This is a genomic window from Corynebacterium phocae, from assembly GCF_008693075.1.
Lineage (GTDB): Bacteria > Actinomycetota > Actinomycetes > Mycobacteriales > Mycobacteriaceae > Corynebacterium > Corynebacterium phocae.
In genome coordinates this window covers 85,834-105,753 of sequence record NZ_VXKJ01000030.1, presented here as the reverse complement: position 1 = coordinate 105,753, position 19,920 = coordinate 85,834, and the positions used below count along the sequence as shown (strand labels likewise).

Below are 19,920 nucleotides of genomic sequence, written 5' to 3'. Positions count from 1 at the left end.
GCCCCAGGCATGCCATAAAAAGCCTGCTCAGGGGTGCGTTTTAGCCAATCACTCCGGACCGCTTTGGGAATTTCTAGAAGTCGAAACCATCGAAGAAACCGCCGCCGTCTCCGCCGAAGAGGCCTTCGCCTCCAAAGAATCCGCCTTCCCCGGCGCCCGCGTCGGCCGCACCCGCGTCAACCGCACCCGAGTCAACCGCACCCGAGTCAACCGCACCCGAGTCAACCGCGCCCGAGTCACCGGCCCCCAGCTCACCGGCACCGGCGTCACCGCCAGCAGCGCCTTCCGCGCCACCCCACGCCCCAGTTTCTGCGTCCGCTGCGGAATAACCGACGCCGGACATGCCGTGGAACAAGGAGCTAAACATCATCGAATAGCCCATCATCCACACGCCGGTAGTAAGGGCATCAGCCCACCATGGGCGCGAATACCAACCAGCCGGCACGGGGCGCCCGGCAACTTTGCCACCCGGGTAGTAGTTGGGCGTGTCCGCCGAGGCGTAAGGAGAGGCAGTTAGAGTTTGCCCCTCACCAACCTCCACCGTACGGCGCTCAGTTACCTTGCCAGCCTCACGCTGACCCTCCAGCGGCGGCAACTCTGGCCCCGCGGGCAGACCCATGATTTCGCGCGCGGCGGCTACGTAATGCATACCTTCCAGCGCAGATTCCCGCGCCAGCCGCGCCTGCGCTACCGTCTCCGCCCGCGCCAGGGCGGAATTAGCCGCGGTGAAGCGCTCCGAGGCGTCCGCCATAGCCTGGGTGGAGGCGGTGTCCGTGCCAGAGACGTTCATTACCTGCCCGCCCAGGCGTTCGGTCCAACGGCGCGCGTCCGCGATTGCGTCATCAAAGGAGGCCGCCTCACGCTTTTCTTCGTTCTTGGACCCTTGCCGGGAAAGAAAGAATACGGTTCCGCCTACTGCGGCGGCGATCAGAAGAAGAGTAGTCATTGCGCTCCAGATAGTTATTCGGGGTTATTTCCTCCCCTATTCAACGCCCCAAACCCGCCCCTAGTTCCCAGTTTTTGCTTGAGCCGGGTTGTGGGTTATGATTACCGGCGTACCTTCAAGGCACCGCCTTAGAGGCTATGGGAATGTCGTATAATGGCTAATACCTCAGCTTTCCAAGCTGAAGACGCGGGTTCGATTCCCGTCATTCCCTCCAACTTAACAACTAAAAGATAGTTGACATTCGCCCCTCCTGACTGAGAACCGCGTTCTTGGACAGGAGGGTTGTTGGTTTGCGCGTCCGAGTCTCAGTTTCAAGGAATCTTTGGAAACTAGTGGCTGTTCATTGGTAGCTAACGTGAAAAACGTGCCCGCTAGGGCTTTATCTTCCAATGAAATGCAAGAAGCCGCAACACCAGCCCTTGAAAGACCGGCATTGCGGCGTTGTTAGTTTTTTAAACCTCTGGGACTTCCGGCGCTATGCCAGTGCGCTCATAATCCCCAATGATGTCAATACGGTTTTGGTGGCGGGGCTCGCGGGACCATTCCTGGTCCAAGAAGGCGTCCACAATGGCCAGCGCCTCTTCCTCAGAGTGCATACGCCCGCCAAGGCCAATGAGCTGGGCGTTGTTGTGTTCACGGGCCAGGCGTGCGGTTTCAGGCGACCACGCCAGCGCACAGCGTGCGCCCTTGACCTTGTTCGCGGCAATTTGCTCACCGTTGCCGGAGCCGCCCAGAACGATGCCTAGGGAACCTGGGTCATCCACGGTGCGCTGAGCCGCCGCGATACAAAAAGCCGGGTAATCATCCGCAGCGTCGTAAGTGTGGGCACCGCAGTCAATCACCTCATGTCCCTTGTCAGTCAGGTGCTGTGCAACGACGTTTTTCATTTCGAACCCAGCATGGTCCGCTCCTAGATATACACGCATGTTTTGAGAGTCTACCGTCTCAACGGGCAAAAAGAACCCTCAACGGCCGCTGAATTTTGCGGCGATGTTGAGGGTTTAACCGCCCCGCCAGAGTTCACCCCGGCAAACCGGGCAAGGCTGTTACCGGAAGCGGGGGCTAGAACTGGCGGCCTGACACCTGCGGGCTTTCCGTGCGGCTGCGTTTTAGCTCAAAGAAGTAGGGGTAGCGGGCTAGACGGAGCGAGGCGTCAAAGAGCTCCCCGGCCTCCTCACCTTCCGGAACGCGGGTGATAACGGGGCCAAAGAAAGCCGTGTCACCCAGCTTGATGACTGGGGTTCCCACGTCATCGCCCACCAGGTCAATGGCTTCCTGGTGGCAGGCCCGCAGTTGCTCATCCATTTCAGTGGTGCCGGCTGCCTCCGCGAAAGAGGCTGGCAAGCCGGCGGTTTCCAGGGCCTTGGCGATGACCTCTTTATAGGCACCAGACCCCTTCTTGCCGCCTTCTCCCCCACCGTGGATGAGGTTGCCCATGGCGGTGTAATACGCGTCAATCTTCTCCGGCTGCTGGCTGAAGATTTTGGCGGCAACGCGGGCGGGCCCCCACGCGGCCTCCATGGCCTGGAGATAGTCAGCGGGCAAGTCACGGCCTTCGTTGAGGACGGAAAGGGACATGGGCCTAAATTCCACCCGGATATCACGAACCTTTTCCACTTCCTTGATCCACCGGGAAGTAACCCACGCAAACGGGCAAGTGCAGTCAAACCAAAATTGCACGGTTTCCATCTTGATCTCCTTAAAATCTGGGGCAATTGGTGCCACCAGACTACTGTGGTTTGCAGAACCATGACGTCAATTCAAGGAGGAACTTTCCATGAGCTCGATCAATCTCACCCGTACCGAGGCGCAGCAGCGCAGCGAGATGTTGCAGGTCAACCACTACACAATTGACCTAGACCTCACCGGAGAAGAAAAGTTTAACTCCCGGACGGTGGTTGAATTTGAAGTGAAAAAGAAAGGGTCCACCTTCATTGATTTGCGGGCCGATGAGCTGCGCAGCGCCCGCCTGGACGGCGAAGCACTACCGGTGAGCTACTACTCCGCCAAGGCCGGAATCCCCCTGCACTCGCTTTCAGAAGGCAGCCACACGCTTGAGGTAGAAGCCGCAATTTCCTACTCCCGCACCGGCGAGGGCCTGCACCGCTTTACCGATCCCGCAGATGGAGAAACTTACCTCTACACCCAGTTTCAAACCGCGGACGCCAAGCGCGTTTTCGCCTGCTTTGACCAGCCGGATCTCAAAGCCACGTACTCGCTGCGCTTTACTACCCCGGAAAACTGGACCGTGATAACCAACTCCCCCGTCACGCGCTCCGGCAACACCTGGACCGCGGAGATTGACTACCAGCTATCTACCTACCTGGTGGCGCTGTGCGCCGGCCCGTACGTGGGCGTGGAAGACACCTGGACGGGGGAACTTACCGCGCACCCGGAGGGCAAGCCGGCACAGAAGCTGGAAGTTCCCCTGGGCATCTACTGCCGCGCGTCACTTGCCGATGCCCTCGATAGTGAGAGGCTGTTCACCGAGACCAAACAGGGCTTTGACTGGTACCACCGCAACTTTGGATTTGCCTACCCCTTTGGCAAGTATGACCAAATCTTTGTCCCGGAGTTCAACGCCGGTGCCATGGAAAACGCCGGTTGCGTGACCATCCGCGATGAATACGTCTTCACGTCCAAGGCCACCCACTACCAGTATGAGCTCCGCGCGGATACCGTGCTGCACGAGCTAGCCCACATGTGGTTCGGTGACCTGGTGACCATGCAGTGGTGGGATGATTTGTGGCTCAACGAGTCCTTTGCCACCTGGGCTGCGGCAATCTCCCAGGCAGAAGAAACCGAGTACGACACCGCGTGGGTAACCTTTGCTAACACGGAAAAGGCCGGGGCTTACCGCCAAGACCAGCTGCCCACCACCCACCCCATTTCCACGGACGCCTCCGATATTGAAACTGTGGAGCAAAACTTTGACGGCATCACCTACGCCAAGGGGGCCTCGGCGCTAAAGCAGCTGCAGGCCTACGTGGGCCGCGAGGAATTCCTGGCGGGTGTTCGCCGGCACTTCACCGAGCACGCTTGGGGCAATGCCACCTTTGCTGACTTGCTGCGGCACTTGGAGGAGGCATCGGGACGCGACTTGAGTTTTTGGGCCAACCAGTGGCTAAAGACCACCGGGGTCAACACGCTGCGGCCGGACTTCGTGCGCGACGAAGGCAAAATCCAGGACTTCAGCGTAGTTCAGTCCGGTGACACCCTGCGCACCCACCGTATAGCCATCGGCGCTTATAGCCTGGTGGACGGCAAAGTTGTCCGCACCCACCGCGTGGAGGTGGATATCAGCGGGGAGCTGACCGAGGTAGATGAAATGAACGGCATTGAAGCTGATCTGGTGATTGTTAACGACGATGACCTCACCTACGCGCTCCTGGAATTTGATGCTGAGAGCCTGGATTTTGTCAAAAAGCACATCGCGGACTTTTCAGACCCCATGGCACGCACCTTGTGCTGGTCAGCGGCTTGGGAGATGACGCGCGGGGCCTCCATGCGCGCGCGTGACTTCGTGGGACTCGTTGCCCGCGGCGCGCAGGCTGAAACGGAGCTCGCGGTGTTAGAGCGGCTGATTTCACAGGCCGTCACCGCCCAAACCCGGTTCGCCGACCCGGAGTGGGCGCAGGAGGACACCCAGCTGGCTGACTGCCTGCTCAGCGGGGCCAAGTCCGCTGATCCGGAGCGCGCCATCATCTACCAGCGCGCCATGACGGAGATCAAACTCACGCCGGCAACGTACGAATTCTTGAACGAAAAGCTGGCCGAAACCTCCGATGCCAACCTGCGCTGGCGGATGCTCACCGCACTAATTGCCGATGCCTCCGTCACCGACCCCCAGGCGGCCGTTGCGGCCGAACTTGAGCGCGACAACACCGCCACCGGCTACCAGGCTTCGCTCAAGGCGCTGGCCGCCATCAACGAGCCCGGCGCCAAGCGCGCCGTGTGGGAAGAAATCGTGGCCGGCGGGCTGGGCAACCGGGACCTGACCTCCAAGCTGGCGGGGCTTACCTTCACCGGCGCGGAAAAACTGCTGCCCTCCGCGGAGTTCTTCGACGTAGCGGAAAAGCTTTGGGATACCGGTTCCAACGAGGTCGCGCTGACCACCGTGGGCGGGCTATTCCCCACCTGGGATGTTACCCAGGAAAACCTGGACCGCGCCGAGGCCTTCTTGGCCCGGGATATCCCCAGCGGCCTGCGCCGCGCGGTAACTGAGGAGCGTGACCACACGGCCCGCGCGCTCCGCAACCGTACCTTCGACGCCGCCTAGGCGCCCCACGGGGGTAAGACGGCGGGTTCACCGGCCGGGGAATTGCAGGAAATTTCCCCGGCCGGTGTTCGTTTTAGGGTATCTTGATGAGTAGTTGCCGCGCGGGGGGCGTTGCAGCGTTGATAAGACTCTTCCCTCTATCTGGCCCGGGGTGGGCCCGATTACCACTTTTAAGAGAAGAAAGATCTTCATTATGTTTAACCATATCCGTACCCTTGCGGCTGCGGCTGTACTTTCCGCCGGCCTTATCAGCGCACCAACCGCTGCGGCCCTGCCCGTCCCGGTTGGGCCCGGCCAGATTTCGCACAGCCAGATTTCGCACAACCGGGCTGTTGCTCAACCGACACTACGGGCGCTGGGGTTTTTACGCCTGCCGCAGCCCAAAGCGCCCAATGACAGTGACTCCAGCTCGGGCAGGGAGGACTCCTCCAGGGGTAAGGAGAAGGAATTGACCGTTGGCTTTGCGGTTGTTGCCACTGTGGTGTCGTTGGTGGCACTGGTCGCTACGATACTGCCCTACTACGCGCACGCGCTACCTTCCGAACTGCGCGCGCTGTTAGGCCTTGGCCCGCGCTAGCCGCCAAACGCTGCCCTCCGGGGAATTCTCTAAGGACCAAACGTTGTCCTCTAGGGACTCCCCGCAGGACAAGCGCCTAGACTTCTACGTCGGCCCAGATTTGCAGGCTCATCTTATCCGTATGGACAAATTCCTCTACGTAGTCAATGGGCTCACCGGCGGGGTTGTAAATAATGCGGCCAAGCCGCACCAAGGGCTGGGTTCGCGTCACGCCCAAAAGCTCCTGCTGGATGCCGGTTGGCATCACGGGAACCACGGACTCATGCTTAGTGATGATGGACTTGTACAGCGGGCCGTCCAAGTCCAAGTCCGCGATGTCCGGGTATCTTTCCACCGGGAGGTAGTGCCGCATGAGGCTTACAACCTCACCATCGTAGAGGCGCAGCCTTCGCAGGAACCACACCTGGGACCCGCGTTCAAGTCCCAGCAGCGGAGCAAGGCGGCCAGGTACGTCGCGCGTTTCAACGCTTACCTGGCGCGTTGAAGCTCTGTGCCCATCTTGTTCAAGCTGCCGCTCGATACTGATGGGGGCTCCTAGCTGGACCACGGGGGGAATCACCCTAACAAAGGTTCCTCCGGAGCGGCCGCGGCGGCGGTCAATGAGGCCATCATCTTCAAGAATTCCTAGAGCGTGACGGATTGTCATGCGGGCTACGTCGAATTCCTCGACTAGCTGGCGTTCCGTAGGGAACTTGTCACCGGGTTTGAGAAGGCCCGATTCGATCCGACTACGCAAATCATCAGAAATTTTAAGATAGGCGTGAGTATTGAGAGAGTTTGAAGTCACACTACTACTTTAGGTTGCCAGCTCTAGACTTGCACAGTAAGTCCACCCAAAGTTTTAAATGAATTTCTATTTCAATTCCACGCGGGGGCGAACGTGCACCTCCGTAATTTGGGCACTCTTCCCAGCGTCTACCACATATCGGATGGCATTAGCGACCTCAACGGGGGCTATAACTTCATCTTTTTTATAATCCATTAAACCCGCTAGCATGGGGGTATCCGTGGGGCCGGGGGCAACGGTAGAGACGCGAATTTCTTCCTCCGCCAACCGCAGGGAATCCGCCACGGCGTACAGGGCGTGCTTGGTGCTGGCGTAGACCACGTTATCAGCGTAAGAGTGGCGCCCGGCACCGGAGTTGATAAAGATGACCGTTCCGCCAGCCGCGCGCAACGCGGGCAGCAACGTGGCGGTCAACACGGCCGGGGCGTGGACGTTGAGGTCCATATAAAAACGCCAATCTTCGATGCCCGCAGATTCCACAGAAAACTTTTCCGCCCCGGCCGCCGCGTGTACCAAAACATCAACTTTTTCAAGGTTTGGGAGCGGATATCCGCCATCCAGGGCCTCCACCAAATCCACGTCAACAGCGGTGACATTCGGGTTGTCCGCAAAGTGCCCACTGGCGCTGCGCGACAACGCATAAACATGATGATCTGTGGAAAGGTTGTCAACAATTTCTGTTCCCATACCACCGGTAGCACCGGTGACAACTGCAATTTTAGATTTCATGTATTCCAGCATAACCGGATGACGGAAAATGGTATTCCCCGGTACAATCGCGGGGCGATGACTACTACAAACAATGAAATCCCCAATCCACAGGAAGCCGTAAACCACGTCAACAACTGGTGGCAGTCCGACTGGACCCAAACGTGGCTAATCGAACGCCCGATATCCATAGCGCTCATCGTGCTCATTGCACTGATAGCCCACTGGTTGCTGCGCCGGATTATCCGCAAAGCTGCGGCTAAGGCCTCACGCGCTGACGGGATCCGCCGCTCCCTCACCAAACCGCTCAAACCCTCCTCCGCTGAGCGACCGGCCCGCGACTACAGTGCGGAAGTAGCCCTGCAGGCCAAGGCGCGGGAGAGCCGTCGCGTGGCCCGCATCCAAACGCTAGCCAGCGTGGCCTCCTCCGCCTCCGCAATTTTTGTCTGGGCCTGGGCCCTGGTTGCCATCTTGTCCCAACTAGACGTCAACGTGGCACCGCTAATTGCCTCCGCCGGCGTGGTGGGCGTGGCGCTAGGCTTCGGTGCGCAATCCCTGGTCAAAGATTTCCTCAGCGGAATCTTCATGCTCATTGAAGACCAGTACGGGATAGGTGACGTGGTTGACCTGGGCAACGGCGTCTTTGGCGACGTGGAAGACATCACGCTGCGAATCACCACCGTGCGCGATATTGACGGTGCCTTGTGGTACGTCCGCAACGGTGAGATCTTGAAGGTAGCCAACCACTCCAACGACTTTGCTATCGCCCGCCTGCAGATCCCGCTGAGCCTGAGCAACGACGCGGACAAGGCAGAGGCCTTCCTCCACGACTCCGTCACTTCGGCCATCCAACACGACGAGGTCCGTGGGCTCATCCTCGATGACCCCAAGTTTCAGGGAATCTCCGTCTTCGAAACCGATCACGCCAGCTTCCGCGTAAGCATCAAGACCCTTCCCGGGCGCCAATGGGACGTGCAGCGCTTTGTCCACGGCTTCGTATGGAACGATATGAAGGACAAGGGCATTTCCGCCCCCTACCCGAAGGGCATTGGTATCAAGTCTGATGAACGATAATTCCGTATACGCAGCCATTGGCGGCGAACCCACCTTTGACCGCCTGGTGTCCGGGTTCTACGCCCAGGTCCCAGGTGATGACATCTTGGGCCCCATGTACCCGGCCGATGACATGGAGGGGGCCGCAAACCGCCTCAAATGGTTCCTTATGCAGTACTGGGGTGGTCCCACCGAATATCAGGAGCGGCGCGGCCACCCGCGGCTGCGTATGCGCCACCACCCCTTCCCCATCGACCGGGCGGCGGCCATCCGCTGGGTGGAACTGATGGAAAACTCGCTGGCCCTCATTGAGGAGGAAACCATCCCGCCGGTCTACCGGCACATGCTGCGCGACCACTTTGAGCGCGTCGCGGCCATGCTCATCAACATGCCAGACTAGGCGGAATTACCCCCGCCGCCCCGTTGCGAATACGCGTTCGAATATAAATTTACACTGGTCGCCCCGGAAGGGCCGGCCAGTGTTCCTGCATTGCCGGCGTTTACCCCCTTGCGAAAATATGTTCGGGTGTTTACTCTGCGTGGCATGAACCTTATACAGCAAGCTTTCGGCGCTCAGCGCGACGGGATGTCGTTTATCTACGACGCCCGCGGGCTCACGCTGAGCGACCTCCTGGACTTCCAAGTCCCCTATGCTGAAGCAAAAACTATCCTCCACCTCTGTGACGTCTACTGCAGCTCCACGTCATATAGCGTCCAACAGGCGCTGGCCAGCAACAACCATCACACCTTTGCTGAGCTAAAGCTGATCGAGACTTACGCCAAGCGTCTGCCATCGCGGAAGTTGCAGTGGGAGCTGCGGGTGTTACTCACCTCCGTGCCGGCGCGCCAATTGAAACGCACGGCGCAGGAATTCGTGGACCAACATGTGGCCCCAAAAGACGTGGAGTCAGGTATCTCGGTCAGCCGGCACGCGTGCGGGAAGTCCACGCTGAAACTAACGGGCACCGCCGCCCAGATTGAAGACATGCGGACCTTCATCGCAGAAAACACTGCGCAGGACCTGGACGGCGCGCAACAGGTAGCCAAATTCATCGACAATGTTAAAAGCGGCGGCGGGGGCTTTGGAATCAACACCCTCGGCGTAATCCACTTGGATGACCTCCTGGCGGGACTGTCCGGCGCGGACGTAGACGCCAAGGTTCGCTGCGGCAACGGTGCTGAAGTTGACATCGCCGGGCTCTTGGAGCGTTACTGCGCCGAGAAGGGCTTCGTGGCGGTCTTTGATAACCAAGGCCCGCTGCAGCTGTTCCGGGAGAGCAGGTTTGGCAACTACGCGCAGCGAGTGATGGCCACGGCTGAGTCCACCACCTGCGTCAACCCCGGCTGCCGCCGGCCTGCCGATGAATGCCAGCTGCACCACATCAAGGAATGGCGCAACGGCGGGTGGACGAACTCGCGCAACTTGGCGTGGCTGTGCCAGTATTGCAACTCGCAAAACGGGAAACCCGGGCACGGCAGGGCCGTGCGGGTCAACGGGAAGCTGGGATGGATTCCGCCCGACGGCGGCAAGCCCCAGCCGGTGGGCACCGCCTGCTAGGAACCCGGTTGGCCGGCACAGCCCACCAAACCCAGTTGGCCGGCACAGCCCACCAAACCCGGTTGGCCGGCACAGCTTACTGAGACCCGGCCGGTGGGCACCGCCCGTTAGACCCCGGCGAAAGCCGAAATTCCAGCAGCGCCCGCAGCCTTGGTCCCCACCAAGGCGGCAGCGGCGCGCCTTCGCCATGCCCGCAGCCGCCCCGCGCGGGGTGGCCAACGACCGGGGCACTCCAGTTGGCACCGGCCCGAAGACCGCCCGCCCCCGAAGTTCGGGTTTCCTACAAGCCGTGGGCCGCGCGCACCGGCTCGCTGAGAAGCTCCCCGCCGCGAGTCATAAGGCCAGGCTCAAGACCGGGGAACCGTGCAAAAGCTTCCTCCAGCGTGCCGTTAGCAATGGCCCGGGCGTAGGGCAACGTAGCAGAACTTAGCGCGCGAGTTGAGGTATTGGCCACCGCACCCGGCATGTTGGCTACACAGTAAAACAGGGTGTCGTGGACCTCAAAGGTGGGGTTATCATGGCTGGTCTTGCGGGAGTTCTCAAAGCACCCGCCCTGGTCAATAGCAACGTCCACCAGCACCGTCCCGGGCTTGAGCCTTTTGACCAGGTCCTCTTTAACCAGCTTCGGTGCGGCGGCCCCGGGGACCAGAACAGCGCCAATAACCAGGTCGGCCTCCAGGAGTTCCTCTTCAATGGACAGTGGGTCAGAGATGATGGTGCGCACGCCGCCATGGTAGATGTCGTCGAAGCGCTGCAACACGGCCGAATCCAGGTCCAAGACCGTGACCTCACCGCGCAAACCGTGAGCCATAGCCACCGCAGACGCGCCCACCTGGCCGCCGCCCAGCACCACAACTCGAGCCGGATGAGTTCCGGGCACACCAGACAGCAGCTTGCCGCTGCCGCCGTTGACGCTCATCATGTGGTGCGCTCCTTCCAGCACTGCCAGACGCCCGGCCACCTGCGACATGGGGGTGAGCAGCGGAAGCGTGCCGCGCGCGTCGGTCACCGTCTCATAGGCAATGGCGGTGGTTCCAGAGGAGATGAGCTCCTTAGTCAGCGCGGCATCTGCTGCCAGGTGCAGGTAGGTGAATAGAATCAGGTCTTCGCGCAGGAACTGGTACTCCGCCTGCTGTGGCTCCTTGACCTTGATGACCAACTCGGCACCCCACGCCTGGGCCGCGGAGTCCACCAGGGTGGCACCGGCCTGCGCATACTTGTCATCGGCAAAACCGGCACCCTGGCCGGCCCCCTTCTGGACCAGGACCTCGTGGCCGTCGCGCACCAGCAGTGCGGCCCCCTGTGGGGTCAGCGAGACACGATTTTCGTTGTTCATTACCTCTGCTGGTATTCCGATTCGCATTCCAAATCCTCCTAGAGTCGTAGTTGTTTGCACCAAGTTTGCCACAGGACATAAGGCCCCGGCACGGCTAATGTGTAAAAACATGCTTGCAGAAATTCGCCGCGCGTTTGGCCCCCTGGGGTGGACCTCCTTCGGTGGCCCCGCCGCCCACCTCAGTTATTTCCGGACCGAGGTGGTGCAACGCCGCAGGTGGATGACCGATAATACCTACGCGGACCTGGTGTCACTCGCCCAATTCACGCCCGGCCCGGGTAGCTCCAAGGTGGGCATGGCCATTGGCTATGACCGGGCGGGGTTAACCGGTATGGCGTACTCGTGGCTATGGTTTACCGCACCTTCTGCCCTCATAATGGGGGTATTTGGGCTCAGTCTCGGAACGCTGGCTGACGCTGGTTGGGTGCACGGCCTCCTGGCCGCCGCCGCAGGTGTTGTGGCCCACGCCGTTGTGGGGATGGCGCACAAGCTCATCACCGGTCCGGTGACGGCTGCTTTTGCCGTGGCAACGTTCGCTTCGCTGTTCTGGTTGCCGCAACTGCTGCCGATACTCCTTGCCGCCGCGGCCGGCGCACTACTCCTGCGCCCCACCGGGACACTGGCGCAGGCTCCCCCGCTGCGCACCGTACCCCCTGCGCTGGGCTGGGGAAGCGCCATTCTATTCTTCGGGCTCCTGGTGGTCCTCCGGCTAGCTGCCCTCAGCGGGGTGAGGGTATTCGAACGCGCCAGCGCCTTCTATGAATCGGGGGCGCTGGTTTTTGGAGGCGGGCATGTTGTCCTCCCGCTGTTGGAGGAGAAATTCGTGGCCAGCGGCTGGGTCAGCCAGGCTGATTTCCTCTCCGGGTACTCCCTGGCGCAGGCCATGCCGGGCCCGCTGTTTACCTTCGCTACGTACGTGGGCGCGGTGGACGGCGGTATCGGCGGCGCGGTGCTGGGCACGCTGTGTATCTTCCTGCCGGGCGCGCTGCTCACGCTGGCGGGGCTGTACTTTTGGGGAATCTTTCGCGCCAATCCGCGCGTGCGCGGTGCCTTCGCTGGCGTGAACGCCGCAGTAGTAGGGCTGCTGGCCCATGCGCTGTGGGACCCCATTATCACCCACGGCGTTACCGGTGCGGGTCAGACCGCCATCGCGGTGGGTGCGTTCGCGGCGCTGGTGTTCAAGGCTCCCCCGTGGACCGTGGCGCTGGGCGCGGCGGCCTTGGGACTGGCGCTGCTCTAAACGCCGGGGCTGCTCTAAACGCCGGCGCTGCCTTAGAACAAAGACAGCCGCGTGGAGTGATAAACACTCCCATAGGGCGCGTCCACGCGCACCCACCGGCCAAGCGCGGAAACCCGCAAATGGCGCGGGATATCCAGAGGCGCCGCGAACCCGGGGATTAAACCCAGGCTGGTGCAGGCGAAGATCATCCGCATGGGAATGTCTACCTCCTGGCCGCCGCCGGCAACCGTGAGCACCTTTTGCTCCATCAAAGACTTGGGAGGGCCGGCCGGGCCGGAGAACTGCCGTGCCAGGGATTGCCCGGCATCGGAAAGTTCGCGAACCACCGTGACCGGAAGCTGGTCTAGGAGGGTAAACCCGGAAGCCGGGGGCAACGCGCCCGGCCAGGAGAAGTCCATGGCGGGCCCGGAAAACTCCCGGCCAGCGGCCACGGCTTCCAGCAGGGCCGCCGCAGACACCACGGCGCCATCGCGGCTGACGGTTCCGCCCACCCGGCGCGCGGCCACGACCTCAAACGGCGTGGTCACAAAGACTTCCACCGTGCCCTGGTCGTGCTGCCGCAGGCGGGCAACCGCTTGGGCGTCTAGGCCCACCGTGCGCGAGAGCAAGGCCTGTAGGCCCGTGGCTCCGGCGGAGAGCTGGAATGTCTCACTCACCCTTGGGTCCTAGTCCTCAACCAGCATGCTGGTGAGGATTTCTTTTTCCCGCTCGGTGAGTGAGCGCGGCATGCCGGAGTCAAGGTCCACCGCTACCTGCACGCAGTTGACCTCACAGGCCACCGGGCCGCGCGGGGCGCGGATTTCCTGGTGAGTGGTGAAAGAGGTGTTTCCCACCTTGGTGGTCCACGTGTCAATCTCCAACTCGCGGATACCTTCCGGCTTAATCGGCGCGGAGTAGTCAATATCCAGGTGGCGGACGTAGGCCGCAAACAGTGGGAATTCCGGGAAGATGTGGTCGCGCGCGAACTGCATGCGGGCTTCCTGGGCCAGCTCAATGTAGTTGGCGTTCATCAGGTGGCCGTAGCGGTCAAAGTCGGACCACCTGATGGGCACGAACATTGAGTGCACGTTATCAGACACAACAGGCTCCTTAATTAGCGGGTTAGGCGGCGGTGGGTGACGCGGGATGGGCGCGCGGCGTCTTCGCCTAGGCGCTCAACCTTGTTCTTTTCATAGTCACCGAAGTTACCTTCGAACCAGAACCACTTGCCTTCTTCCACGTTGCCTTCCCAGGCCAGGATGTGGGTACAAGTCCGGTCTAGGAACCAGCGGTCGTGGGAGATGACCACGGCGCAGCCGGGGAACTTGGACAGGGCGTTTTCCAGGGAGCCTAGGGTCTCCACGTCCAGGTCGTTGGTGGGCTCGTCGAGGAGGATGAGGTTGCCGCCCTCTTTCAGCGTCAGCGCCAAGTTCAGGCGGTTGCGCTCACCACCGGAAAGGACCTTGGAGGGCTTTTGCTGGTCCGGGCCCTTGAAGCCAAAGGCGGACAGGTAGGCGCGCGAAGGCATTTCGTTCTGGCCGACGTGGATGTAGTCCAGGCCGCCGGAGACGACCTCCCACACGGTGGCTTCAGGGTCAATGTTCTCGCGGTTTTGGTCCACGTAGGACAGCTTGACCGTGTCACCCACGGTGACGGTGCCGGAATCCGGCTCCTCCAGGCCCACGATGGTCTTAAACAGCGTGGTCTTACCCACGCCGTTGGGGCCAATCACACCCACGATGCCGTTGCGCGGCAGCGTGAACGTCAAGTCCTTAATCAGGGTGCGGCCGTCAAAGCCCTTGGTGAGGTCTTCAACTTCTACGACCTTGTTACCCAGGCGCGGCGGGGTAGGAATCTGGATTTCCTCGAAGTCCAGCTTCTTGTGCTGCTCTGCTTCCGCAGCCATTTCCTCGTAGCGCTGCAGACGGGCCTTGTTCTTGGCCTGGCGGGCCTTGGCACCGGAGCGCACCCACGCCAGTTCCTCTTTCAGGCGGCGCTGGAGTTTCTTGTCCTTTTGTCCGGAGACTTCCAGGCGCTCGGCTTTCTTCTCCAGGTAGGTGGAGTAGTTGCCCTCGTAGGGGTAGAGCTTTCCGCGGTCCACCTCACAGATCCAGCCGGCAACGTGGTCCAGGAAGTAACGGTCGTGGGTCACGGCCAGCACGGCACCAGGGTAGTCAGCCAGGTGCTTTTCTAGCCACAGGACGGATTCCGCGTCCAGGTGGTTGGTGGGCTCGTCGAGCAGCAGCAGGTCCGGCTCGGACAACAGCAGCTTGGCCAGGGCCACGCGGCGGCGCTCACCACCGGAGAGGTTGGTCACGGGGGCATCGGACGGCGGGCAGCGCAGTGCCTCCATGGCCTGCTCGATCTTGGAGTCAACCTCCCAGGCGTCGGCGGCGTCTAGGGCTTCTTGCAGCTTGCCCATTTCATCCATCAACTCATCGGTGTAGTTGGTGGCCATTTCCTCGGCGATTTCTTCGAAGCGCTGCTTCTTTTCAAAGATTTCCCCTAGACCCTCTTCCACGTTTTCGCGGACGGTCTTTTCTTCATTGAGCGGGGGCTCCTGCAGCAGGATTCCCACGCTTGCGCCCGGGTCCAGGAACGCCTCACCGTTGGAGGGCTGGTCCATTCCTGCCATAATCTTCAGAATGGAGGATTTACCTGCACCGTTTGGGCCCACGACACCAATTTTGGCGCCCGGGTAGAAAGCCATGGTGACATTGTCCAAAATAACTTTGTCACCAATAGCTTTACGCACGTTTTTCATCGTGTAGATGAACTCGGCCATGATTCCCCTTTGCGTGATTGTTTTAGGTATTTAAAATCACCACAAAGACTACCCGATTCACAGCTCAGACTCGCACCGCGGGGCGTTTATCTAGATAAGTATCTAGAAAGGCGGTGCGCCCTGGCCTGCCGCTACCGGCTGCTTTTTGCGCGCCGCGCGGGTTTCGGCACGCGCCGCCTGGGAGTCAGCACGCGCCGCCTGGGAGTCAGCCGCCGTGTCAGTTGCGGTGTCGTCTGCCTTTCCGGCCGCCTCAGCAGCGCCCGCACCACCCCCGGCGCCCTGGTCCCCGCCGTGTGGGGCCTCCCCGTTCTCCGCGCCCGTGAAGTCCTCATCAATGGCCACCTCATTATCAGCGGGCAGCTCCATTCCTTCGGGGATATTGTTACGGTCCATCCGCCGGGAGGCGATGATGTAGCGGTTAAGGTCAAGCCCCACCGAGGTAGCGCGGAGCACGGTGCGGGAACACTTCTTGCCTTCTTTGTCCTCGTACTGGGAGATGTTGAGCGAACCCACCACAATGACTGGCATGCCTTTCTTTAAAGACTGGCGCATGTGCGCGGCCAGGTCCCCCCACGCCTCAACATCAATGAACAGCAGGTCGGTTTCATTCCATTCAACGTTGCCTTCAGCGTCCGTCTTGGCCCAGCGGCGCGAAGACGCCACCCGCAGGCTTCCTTTCAAACTTCCCCCGGGCAGCTTCCGCAGCAGCGGGTCCGCGGCCAGGTTTCCAACAATAGTTACCGGTAGTTGTGACATATTTTTAATTCCTTTACAGATTTTTAGTACCTAACATGGGGAACTCCCCCACTGGCACTCATCATGCACAAGGAATTAGCGCCTGCCAAGGGCTAAGACCTGGCCTGTGGATAACTTTGCCCTTAAGGCTGGGTTTGGCGCGCTGCAAGCCGCTTTTCGGCCCCGCTGGGCTAGTTATCCACAGGTTTGGCTACCTTCCGCGAAAGTGGCGGCTGTCATCTTCACCGTTGAGCGCGGCCAGCATGGCGTTGTAGTCCTCCAGGTCTTGGTCCCCGTCCAGGTCCGCTTTGGCGTCCATGCGGCGGGCGGTGGAGCGGTCTTCGCGCAGCCACTCTACAAAGAGGTATCCGAAGACAATGACCAGCGGGAACTGACCAAAGCCCCAGGCTATGCCGCCGCCCACTTTCTGGTCCACGTGTAAATCGGGTGCCCACGGCAGCCCCAGGGCGGAGTAGAAACCCTCCCCCAGGATGGGCCCTAGCTGCATGAGGTAAACCCCGGCGTAGAGGTGGACGGGCATGGAGATAAACAGCAAGAACAGCCGGATGGCGGTGGGCCGGCGGTTAGGCAGCGGATCCGGGCCCACTAGTTCCCAGAAGTAGAAGTACCCGGAGGCCAGGAACACGCAGTTCATCACCACGTGGCCGGCGTGCTCAGAGATGGCGTATTCGTAGAATGAGTAGGACATGTACATGGCGTAGAAGAAGAATACGAACTGCGTGACGTTGACTACCGGGTGGGTAATAAACGCCACGGTGCGCGACTTGGTAATAGCCACCGCCCATTCGTGAATGCCGGGCTCATCCGCCGGTGCGAACGCCTCCATGGCAAGTGTGAGCGGCGCGCCCAGGACCAGGAATAGCGGGATGACCATGGATAGCACCATATGTCCCAGCATGTGCATGGAGTACAAAGCCGGCATGTAGAGGCCAATGCCGGTGGACATCACCACAACAAGGCCCAAGGACCCGGCCATCCACCAGGCGGTGCGCACCAGCGGCCAGGACAGCCCGCGCTGGCGCACGCGGTGGAGGGCGTAGCCGTACAGCCCCGCCAGGACCAGCCCCAGCGTGCCCCAGAGGATGTCAAAGCGGAACATGGTCCAGATGTTCCAGGCGGTGGGCGCCACGTCCAGCTCGTAGCCCAGGAGCAGCTGCATGGCATTCAAGTTGGGGTCGCGCGGCGGTGGCGGCGGGGTGCGCCCCATGGTGCCGGCTACGCCCACGGTGGCGGCCATGACGGCTAGCTCTACCAGCGCCACGCGCCTAAACAGCCCGGGTTGGCGCTCTAGCTGCGGAATGGTCAGCTGGCGGTGGGCAAATCCTAGCAGCGCCAGCACCAGCGTGAGCACTACCTTGGCCACGATAATCAGGCCGTAGCGGGTGGTCAGCCAGTCGCTGAATTCTAGGCGCAGGGAGGCGTTGAGGACGCCAGAGATGGACATTGCCACCACGCTTACTAGCGCCACCAGGGAATAGCGCCGCACGGCCCGCGTTAGGTCCGGGCCCAGCCGCCGCGCGTGCGCCAGCAGGCCCAGCAGGCCGCCTACCCAGATGACCATGAAAATGAGGTGGATGAGGAAGGAGTTTGTCCCGTAGTCGTGGTCCCCGCCGGCCGCGGAGTGCCCCTCCATTCCTAGGGGCACAATCAGGGTGAGCGCGCCCAAAAACAGCAGCGGTTGGGCGGCCCACTTCCGTGCGATTAAGCCGCCGATGCCCACCGCCAGCGCCATCAGCGCCGTCACCGCCCAAGCCTTCGCGGTGGCAATCTGGTTAAAGGCTACGGCCATCAGCTCCGGGCTGAGGACCTCGCTGACTGGGCTGCCGGTGATATCTGAAAAGACCAGCGGTATTTCCACCAGCGCCAGCAGGGCTACCGCCAGGGCGGATATGGCCCCGGCGCGGGCGGCGATATGCCCGTCAACGGTGAGAGGGGCGCCTATGAGTTCATCCCCGCCCGCGCCAGGGCTAATCAGGAACGCCGAGACAAAAAAGGATCCCACGCAGGCTGCTACCGCCATCCAGGCGGCTGCGCGGATAAACGGCAGGCCCACCGTTGTGAGGCGCCCGGGGTCTGGGATTCCCAGCGCGGCCAGTGAGTCTTGGAGGAAGAACCAGGAGATGAAGGCAGCCACACACCCCGCCAGTACGCCTAAGCCGATGAAAATTCCGGTGCTACCGCGCGCGGCGCTGCTGGTAGAGGGGGCTGGCGTGGCGGCGGGAAGGCGCGTAGAGGACATGACCCGCATTCTACTTCCCTCCGGGTAGGTGAATGTAATCTCCAAACGTGTAATATATTTACCCGTCGCGCAGTTTCATTGGTGCGCGGAAAGCCTCCATAGCTCAGCGGATAGAGCAGTGGGTTTCTACCCCATGTGTCGCGGGTTCGAGTCCTGCTGGGGGCACACAGGTCAAGCAGTGGTTTTGCTTGTGTTAGAAGGCCAGGGATTTCGGAGAAGGATTGTGTCAAGTTCCACCGTTGCCCGCCTGGTCGCGCTGGTCTGCGCACTGCCTTTTGTTGCCCCACCGGCCCAGGCACAGGCGGTGCTGCCCCGCGCGTGCCACCCGGTTCACGTAGTCCAGGCCGCCGGAACGGGCTTTTCTAGCTCCGCGTCACACGATCTACCGGCGCACTTGCTCTTTGATCTGTGGAACCCGGGCGAGCGCCTGCAGGAGAAGTTCGGCGCCAACGCGGTGGGCGCCATGAATATCCCTTACCCCGCTTCCTTGGGCCGGGTATCTGCCTTCTCCCCCACCAGTCTGGGCAATGAGGGCCACACCTACGGCGAGTCGGTACTGCTTGGTGTGGAGGCGGGCCAGCGGGAATTGGAAACCGTGGCGCACTGGTGCCCGGACACCAAGTTTGTCCTCATCGGGTACTCCCAGGGCGCCGCCGTGGCCGGGGACCTGGCGGCACGGGTCTCCGCCGGGGAAGTCTCCGGGGTGGCTCCGGACAACGTCGCGGCAGTCGTGGTGGTGGCGGACCCGGGCAGATCGGAAACCGGCGCACCCGCACCAGCCACTCCGCCGCAACCAACGGTCCTCTACGGCCCCGTCCCGCCCGGAGTGATGGCCGCAGGCGGGGAGATTATCAACGGCGGCGGAACGGGGGTTCTTCCCGGCCGCAGCGGCATGACAGGCGCACGGCCTGGGAGTTTCCACAACCTCCGGGGCAAAGTGCTTTCCCTCTGCGATAGCCGGGACATGGCATGTTCCACCCCCACCGGCAGTGTCATCCAGGACGTGGCAGGCTACGCCAACCGGGTGGAGTGGACGGGTCCGGTGGACTCCACCAGCGGCCAACTGATAGCGGCCCTGAGCAACGGCGGGGTATCGGAAGAACAGCTGCGCCGCAACGGCTACGGGCTGCTCCAGCTGCCCGCTCTCATTGCCAGCGTGGAGGAGATTCTGGGGTTCCACGCGGTGCTAACCAAAAACGGGGATGTGGCCACGCTGCTGGGGCGCGCCATTGTCAACGCCCTACCCGAGCTGGCCTACGAAGGGGCCTCGAACAAGTACCTCGTGGAGGCCGCTACCGCAGCGGAGCCCCACGTGGGAAACTGGGGCGGCGTGGTAGTTGAGGGCATCCGGGCCTTTGCAGCGGCAGAGAGTTTGTACTGGCAGCTATTCCACCTGCACCTGGCGCCGCAGCTAACTACGCCGGAACAAGCCCGCCAGGAGTGGGTGCGCGCGGTCTTGCAACACGCCACCGCTGATTTCCCACGCGATGAAACCTTCGAGGTGGCGGGCAAATTTGGCTACGCGCACATGACGTACTTCCGCCACGGCTTCTACGTTAATGGCCGCTTAGGTTCCGCCTACGCGGATTCCTGGTTAGAAGAAGTTACCGCCGGGGTCCTGGCCGGCCAGCGCCGTGAAACCACCTTCTAAGCCGGCGCCCTGCGGTGCCCCACCCA

At 61.5% G+C, this 19,920-nt stretch carries 18 protein-coding genes and 2 tRNA genes; 9 read left to right on the top strand and 11 right to left on the bottom strand.

Features of this window, described 5'->3' with window-relative positions; translation table 11 throughout:
* Nucleotides 1-73 precede the first annotated feature (73 nt).
* Nucleotides 74-946 carry a hypothetical protein gene (locus tag F4V58_RS02710; protein ID WP_075733145.1) on the bottom strand — a complete coding sequence of 291 codons (873 nt, stop codon included), beginning with the start codon at nt 944-946 and terminating at the stop codon, nt 74-76.
* 139 nt (nt 947-1,085) lie between these two features.
* Between F4V58_RS02710 and F4V58_RS02705 the strand changes: the two genes are divergently transcribed.
* A tRNA-Gly gene (locus F4V58_RS02705) sits at nt 1,086-1,160 on the top strand.
* A gap of 238 nt (nt 1,161-1,398) precedes the next feature.
* Here the strand turns inward: F4V58_RS02705 and F4V58_RS02700 are convergent.
* Together F4V58_RS02700 and F4V58_RS02695 are read right to left on the bottom strand one after the other, a co-directional pair.
* Nucleotides 1,399-1,872, bottom strand: coding sequence for a ribose-5-phosphate isomerase (locus F4V58_RS02700; RefSeq protein ID WP_075733143.1), 474 nt, complete (start codon nt 1,870-1,872; stop codon nt 1,399-1,401).
* A 136-nt stretch (nt 1,873-2,008) separates the two neighbouring features.
* Nucleotides 2,009-2,635 (bottom strand): mycothiol-dependent nitroreductase Rv2466c family protein, encoded by a 627-nt coding sequence (locus F4V58_RS02695; protein WP_075733141.1) that lies wholly within the window; start codon nt 2,633-2,635, stop codon nt 2,009-2,011.
* A gap of 88 nt (nt 2,636-2,723) precedes the next feature.
* On the opposite strand from F4V58_RS02695, the gene pepN reads away from it, so the two are divergent.
* Both pepN and F4V58_RS02685 read left to right on the top strand, forming a co-directional pair.
* Entirely contained in the window at nt 2,724-5,225 is a 2,502-nt protein-coding gene (gene pepN / locus F4V58_RS02690; protein ID WP_075733139.1) for an aminopeptidase N, read from the top strand.
* Between the two features lie 193 nt (nt 5,226-5,418).
* Complete coding sequence (locus tag F4V58_RS02685; protein WP_075733137.1) at nt 5,419-5,802, top strand: hypothetical protein; 384 nt, start codon at nt 5,419-5,421, stop codon at nt 5,800-5,802.
* Nucleotides 5,803-5,878: 76 nt separating this feature from the next.
* On the opposite strand, the gene F4V58_RS12440 is transcribed toward F4V58_RS02685, so the two are convergent.
* Both F4V58_RS12440 and F4V58_RS02675 read right to left on the bottom strand, forming a co-directional pair.
* Nucleotides 5,879-6,589, bottom strand: coding sequence for a GntR family transcriptional regulator (locus F4V58_RS12440; RefSeq protein ID WP_075733135.1), 711 nt, complete (start codon nt 6,587-6,589; stop codon nt 5,879-5,881).
* Between the two features lie 66 nt (nt 6,590-6,655).
* Nucleotides 6,656-7,318 (bottom strand): SDR family oxidoreductase, encoded by a 663-nt coding sequence (locus F4V58_RS02675; protein WP_075733133.1) that lies wholly within the window; start codon nt 7,316-7,318, stop codon nt 6,656-6,658.
* A gap of 57 nt (nt 7,319-7,375) precedes the next feature.
* Between F4V58_RS02675 and F4V58_RS02670 the strand changes: the two genes are divergently transcribed.
* From F4V58_RS02670 to F4V58_RS02660, 3 genes are all read left to right on the top strand, one after another.
* Nucleotides 7,376-8,371, top strand: coding sequence for a mechanosensitive ion channel family protein (locus tag F4V58_RS02670; RefSeq protein ID WP_075733131.1), 996 nt, complete (start codon nt 7,376-7,378; stop codon nt 8,369-8,371).
* The gene (locus F4V58_RS02665; protein WP_075733129.1) at nt 8,361-8,750 is read left to right on the top strand and encodes a globin; all 390 of its coding nucleotides are present in this window, start codon (nt 8,361-8,363) and stop codon (nt 8,748-8,750) included. The genes F4V58_RS02670 and F4V58_RS02665 overlap by 11 nt, the downstream gene beginning before the upstream one ends.
* 144 nt (nt 8,751-8,894) lie before the next feature.
* On the top strand, nt 8,895-9,908 hold the full coding sequence (locus tag F4V58_RS02660; protein WP_075733127.1) for an HNH endonuclease signature motif containing protein: 1,014 nt from the start codon (nt 8,895-8,897) through the stop codon (nt 9,906-9,908).
* 280 nt (nt 9,909-10,188) lie between these two features.
* Here the strand turns inward: F4V58_RS02660 and ald are convergent, their stop codons facing one another.
* The gene (gene ald / locus F4V58_RS02655) at nt 10,189-11,271 is read right to left on the bottom strand and encodes an alanine dehydrogenase (protein WP_075733126.1); all 1,083 of its coding nucleotides are present in this window, start codon (nt 11,269-11,271) and stop codon (nt 10,189-10,191) included.
* An 82-nt stretch (nt 11,272-11,353) separates the two neighbouring features.
* On the opposite strand from ald, the gene chrA reads away from it, so the two are divergent.
* A complete protein-coding gene (chrA, locus tag F4V58_RS02650; RefSeq protein WP_245803019.1) occupies nt 11,354-12,484 on the top strand; it encodes a chromate efflux transporter in 1,131 nt (376 codons plus the stop codon).
* A gap of 32 nt (nt 12,485-12,516) precedes the next feature.
* Here the strand turns inward: chrA and F4V58_RS02645 are convergent, their stop codons facing one another.
* The 5 genes from F4V58_RS02645 to F4V58_RS02625 form a co-directional block, all read right to left on the bottom strand.
* A complete protein-coding gene (locus tag F4V58_RS02645) occupies nt 12,517-13,140 on the bottom strand; it encodes a DUF8185 domain-containing protein (RefSeq protein WP_075733122.1) in 624 nt (207 codons plus the stop codon).
* Nucleotides 13,141-13,149: 9 nt separating this feature from the next.
* The gene (locus F4V58_RS02640) at nt 13,150-13,563 is read right to left on the bottom strand and encodes an acyl-CoA thioesterase (RefSeq protein ID WP_245803018.1); all 414 of its coding nucleotides are present in this window, start codon (nt 13,561-13,563) and stop codon (nt 13,150-13,152) included.
* 14 nt (nt 13,564-13,577) lie between these two features.
* Nucleotides 13,578-15,248, bottom strand: coding sequence for an energy-dependent translational throttle protein EttA (ettA, locus tag F4V58_RS02635; protein ID WP_075733120.1), 1,671 nt, complete (start codon nt 15,246-15,248; stop codon nt 13,578-13,580).
* A 102-nt stretch (nt 15,249-15,350) separates the two neighbouring features.
* Entirely contained in the window at nt 15,351-16,004 is a 654-nt protein-coding gene (locus F4V58_RS02630; RefSeq protein ID WP_075733118.1) for a single-stranded DNA-binding protein, read from the bottom strand.
* Between the two features lie 190 nt (nt 16,005-16,194).
* Nucleotides 16,195-18,252: a bifunctional copper resistance protein CopD/cytochrome c oxidase assembly protein gene (locus F4V58_RS02625; RefSeq protein WP_075733116.1), complete on the bottom strand. Its 2,058-nt coding sequence runs from the start codon at nt 18,250-18,252 to the stop codon at nt 16,195-16,197.
* Nucleotides 18,253-18,335: 83 nt separating this feature from the next.
* On the opposite strand from F4V58_RS02625, the gene F4V58_RS02620 reads away from it, so the two are divergent.
* Both F4V58_RS02620 and F4V58_RS02615 read left to right on the top strand, forming a co-directional pair.
* Nucleotides 18,336-18,408: transfer RNA gene (locus F4V58_RS02620), tRNA-Arg, on the top strand.
* 58 nt (nt 18,409-18,466) lie between these two features.
* Nucleotides 18,467-19,894 (top strand): cutinase family protein, encoded by a 1,428-nt coding sequence (locus F4V58_RS02615; protein ID WP_075733114.1) that lies wholly within the window; start codon nt 18,467-18,469, stop codon nt 19,892-19,894.
* The last annotated feature ends 26 nt before the right edge of the window (nt 19,895-19,920 follow it).

Coding starts and splice junctions, on each gene's coding strand:
- F4V58_RS02710 (WP_075733145.1), bottom strand. CDS start 946: ATGACTACTCTTCTTCTGATCGCCGCCGCAGTAGGCGGAACCGTATTC.
- F4V58_RS02700 (WP_075733143.1), bottom strand. CDS start 1,872: ATGCGTGTATATCTAGGAGCGGACCATGCTGGGTTCGAAATGAAAAAC.
- F4V58_RS02695 (WP_075733141.1), bottom strand. CDS start 2,635: ATGGAAACCGTGCAATTTTGGTTTGACTGCACTTGCCCGTTTGCGTGG.
- pepN (WP_075733139.1), top strand. CDS start 2,724: ATGAGCTCGATCAATCTCACCCGTACCGAGGCGCAGCAGCGCAGCGAG.
- F4V58_RS02685 (WP_075733137.1), top strand. CDS start 5,419: ATGTTTAACCATATCCGTACCCTTGCGGCTGCGGCTGTACTTTCCGCC.
- F4V58_RS02675 (WP_075733133.1), bottom strand. CDS start 7,318: ATGAAATCTAAAATTGCAGTTGTCACCGGTGCTACCGGTGGTATGGGA.
- F4V58_RS02670 (WP_075733131.1), top strand. CDS start 7,376: ATGACTACTACAAACAATGAAATCCCCAATCCACAGGAAGCCGTAAAC.
- F4V58_RS02665 (WP_075733129.1), top strand. CDS start 8,361: ATGAACGATAATTCCGTATACGCAGCCATTGGCGGCGAACCCACCTTT.
- F4V58_RS02660 (WP_075733127.1), top strand. CDS start 8,895: ATGAACCTTATACAGCAAGCTTTCGGCGCTCAGCGCGACGGGATGTCG.
- ald (WP_075733126.1), bottom strand. CDS start 11,271: ATGCGAATCGGAATACCAGCAGAGGTAATGAACAACGAAAATCGTGTC.
- chrA (WP_245803019.1), top strand. CDS start 11,354: ATGCTTGCAGAAATTCGCCGCGCGTTTGGCCCCCTGGGGTGGACCTCC.
- ettA (WP_075733120.1), bottom strand. CDS start 15,248: ATGGCCGAGTTCATCTACACGATGAAAAACGTGCGTAAAGCTATTGGT.
- F4V58_RS02630 (WP_075733118.1), bottom strand. CDS start 16,004: ATGTCACAACTACCGGTAACTATTGTTGGAAACCTGGCCGCGGACCCG.
- F4V58_RS02625 (WP_075733116.1), bottom strand. CDS start 18,252: ATGCGGGTCATGTCCTCTACGCGCCTTCCCGCCGCCACGCCAGCCCCC.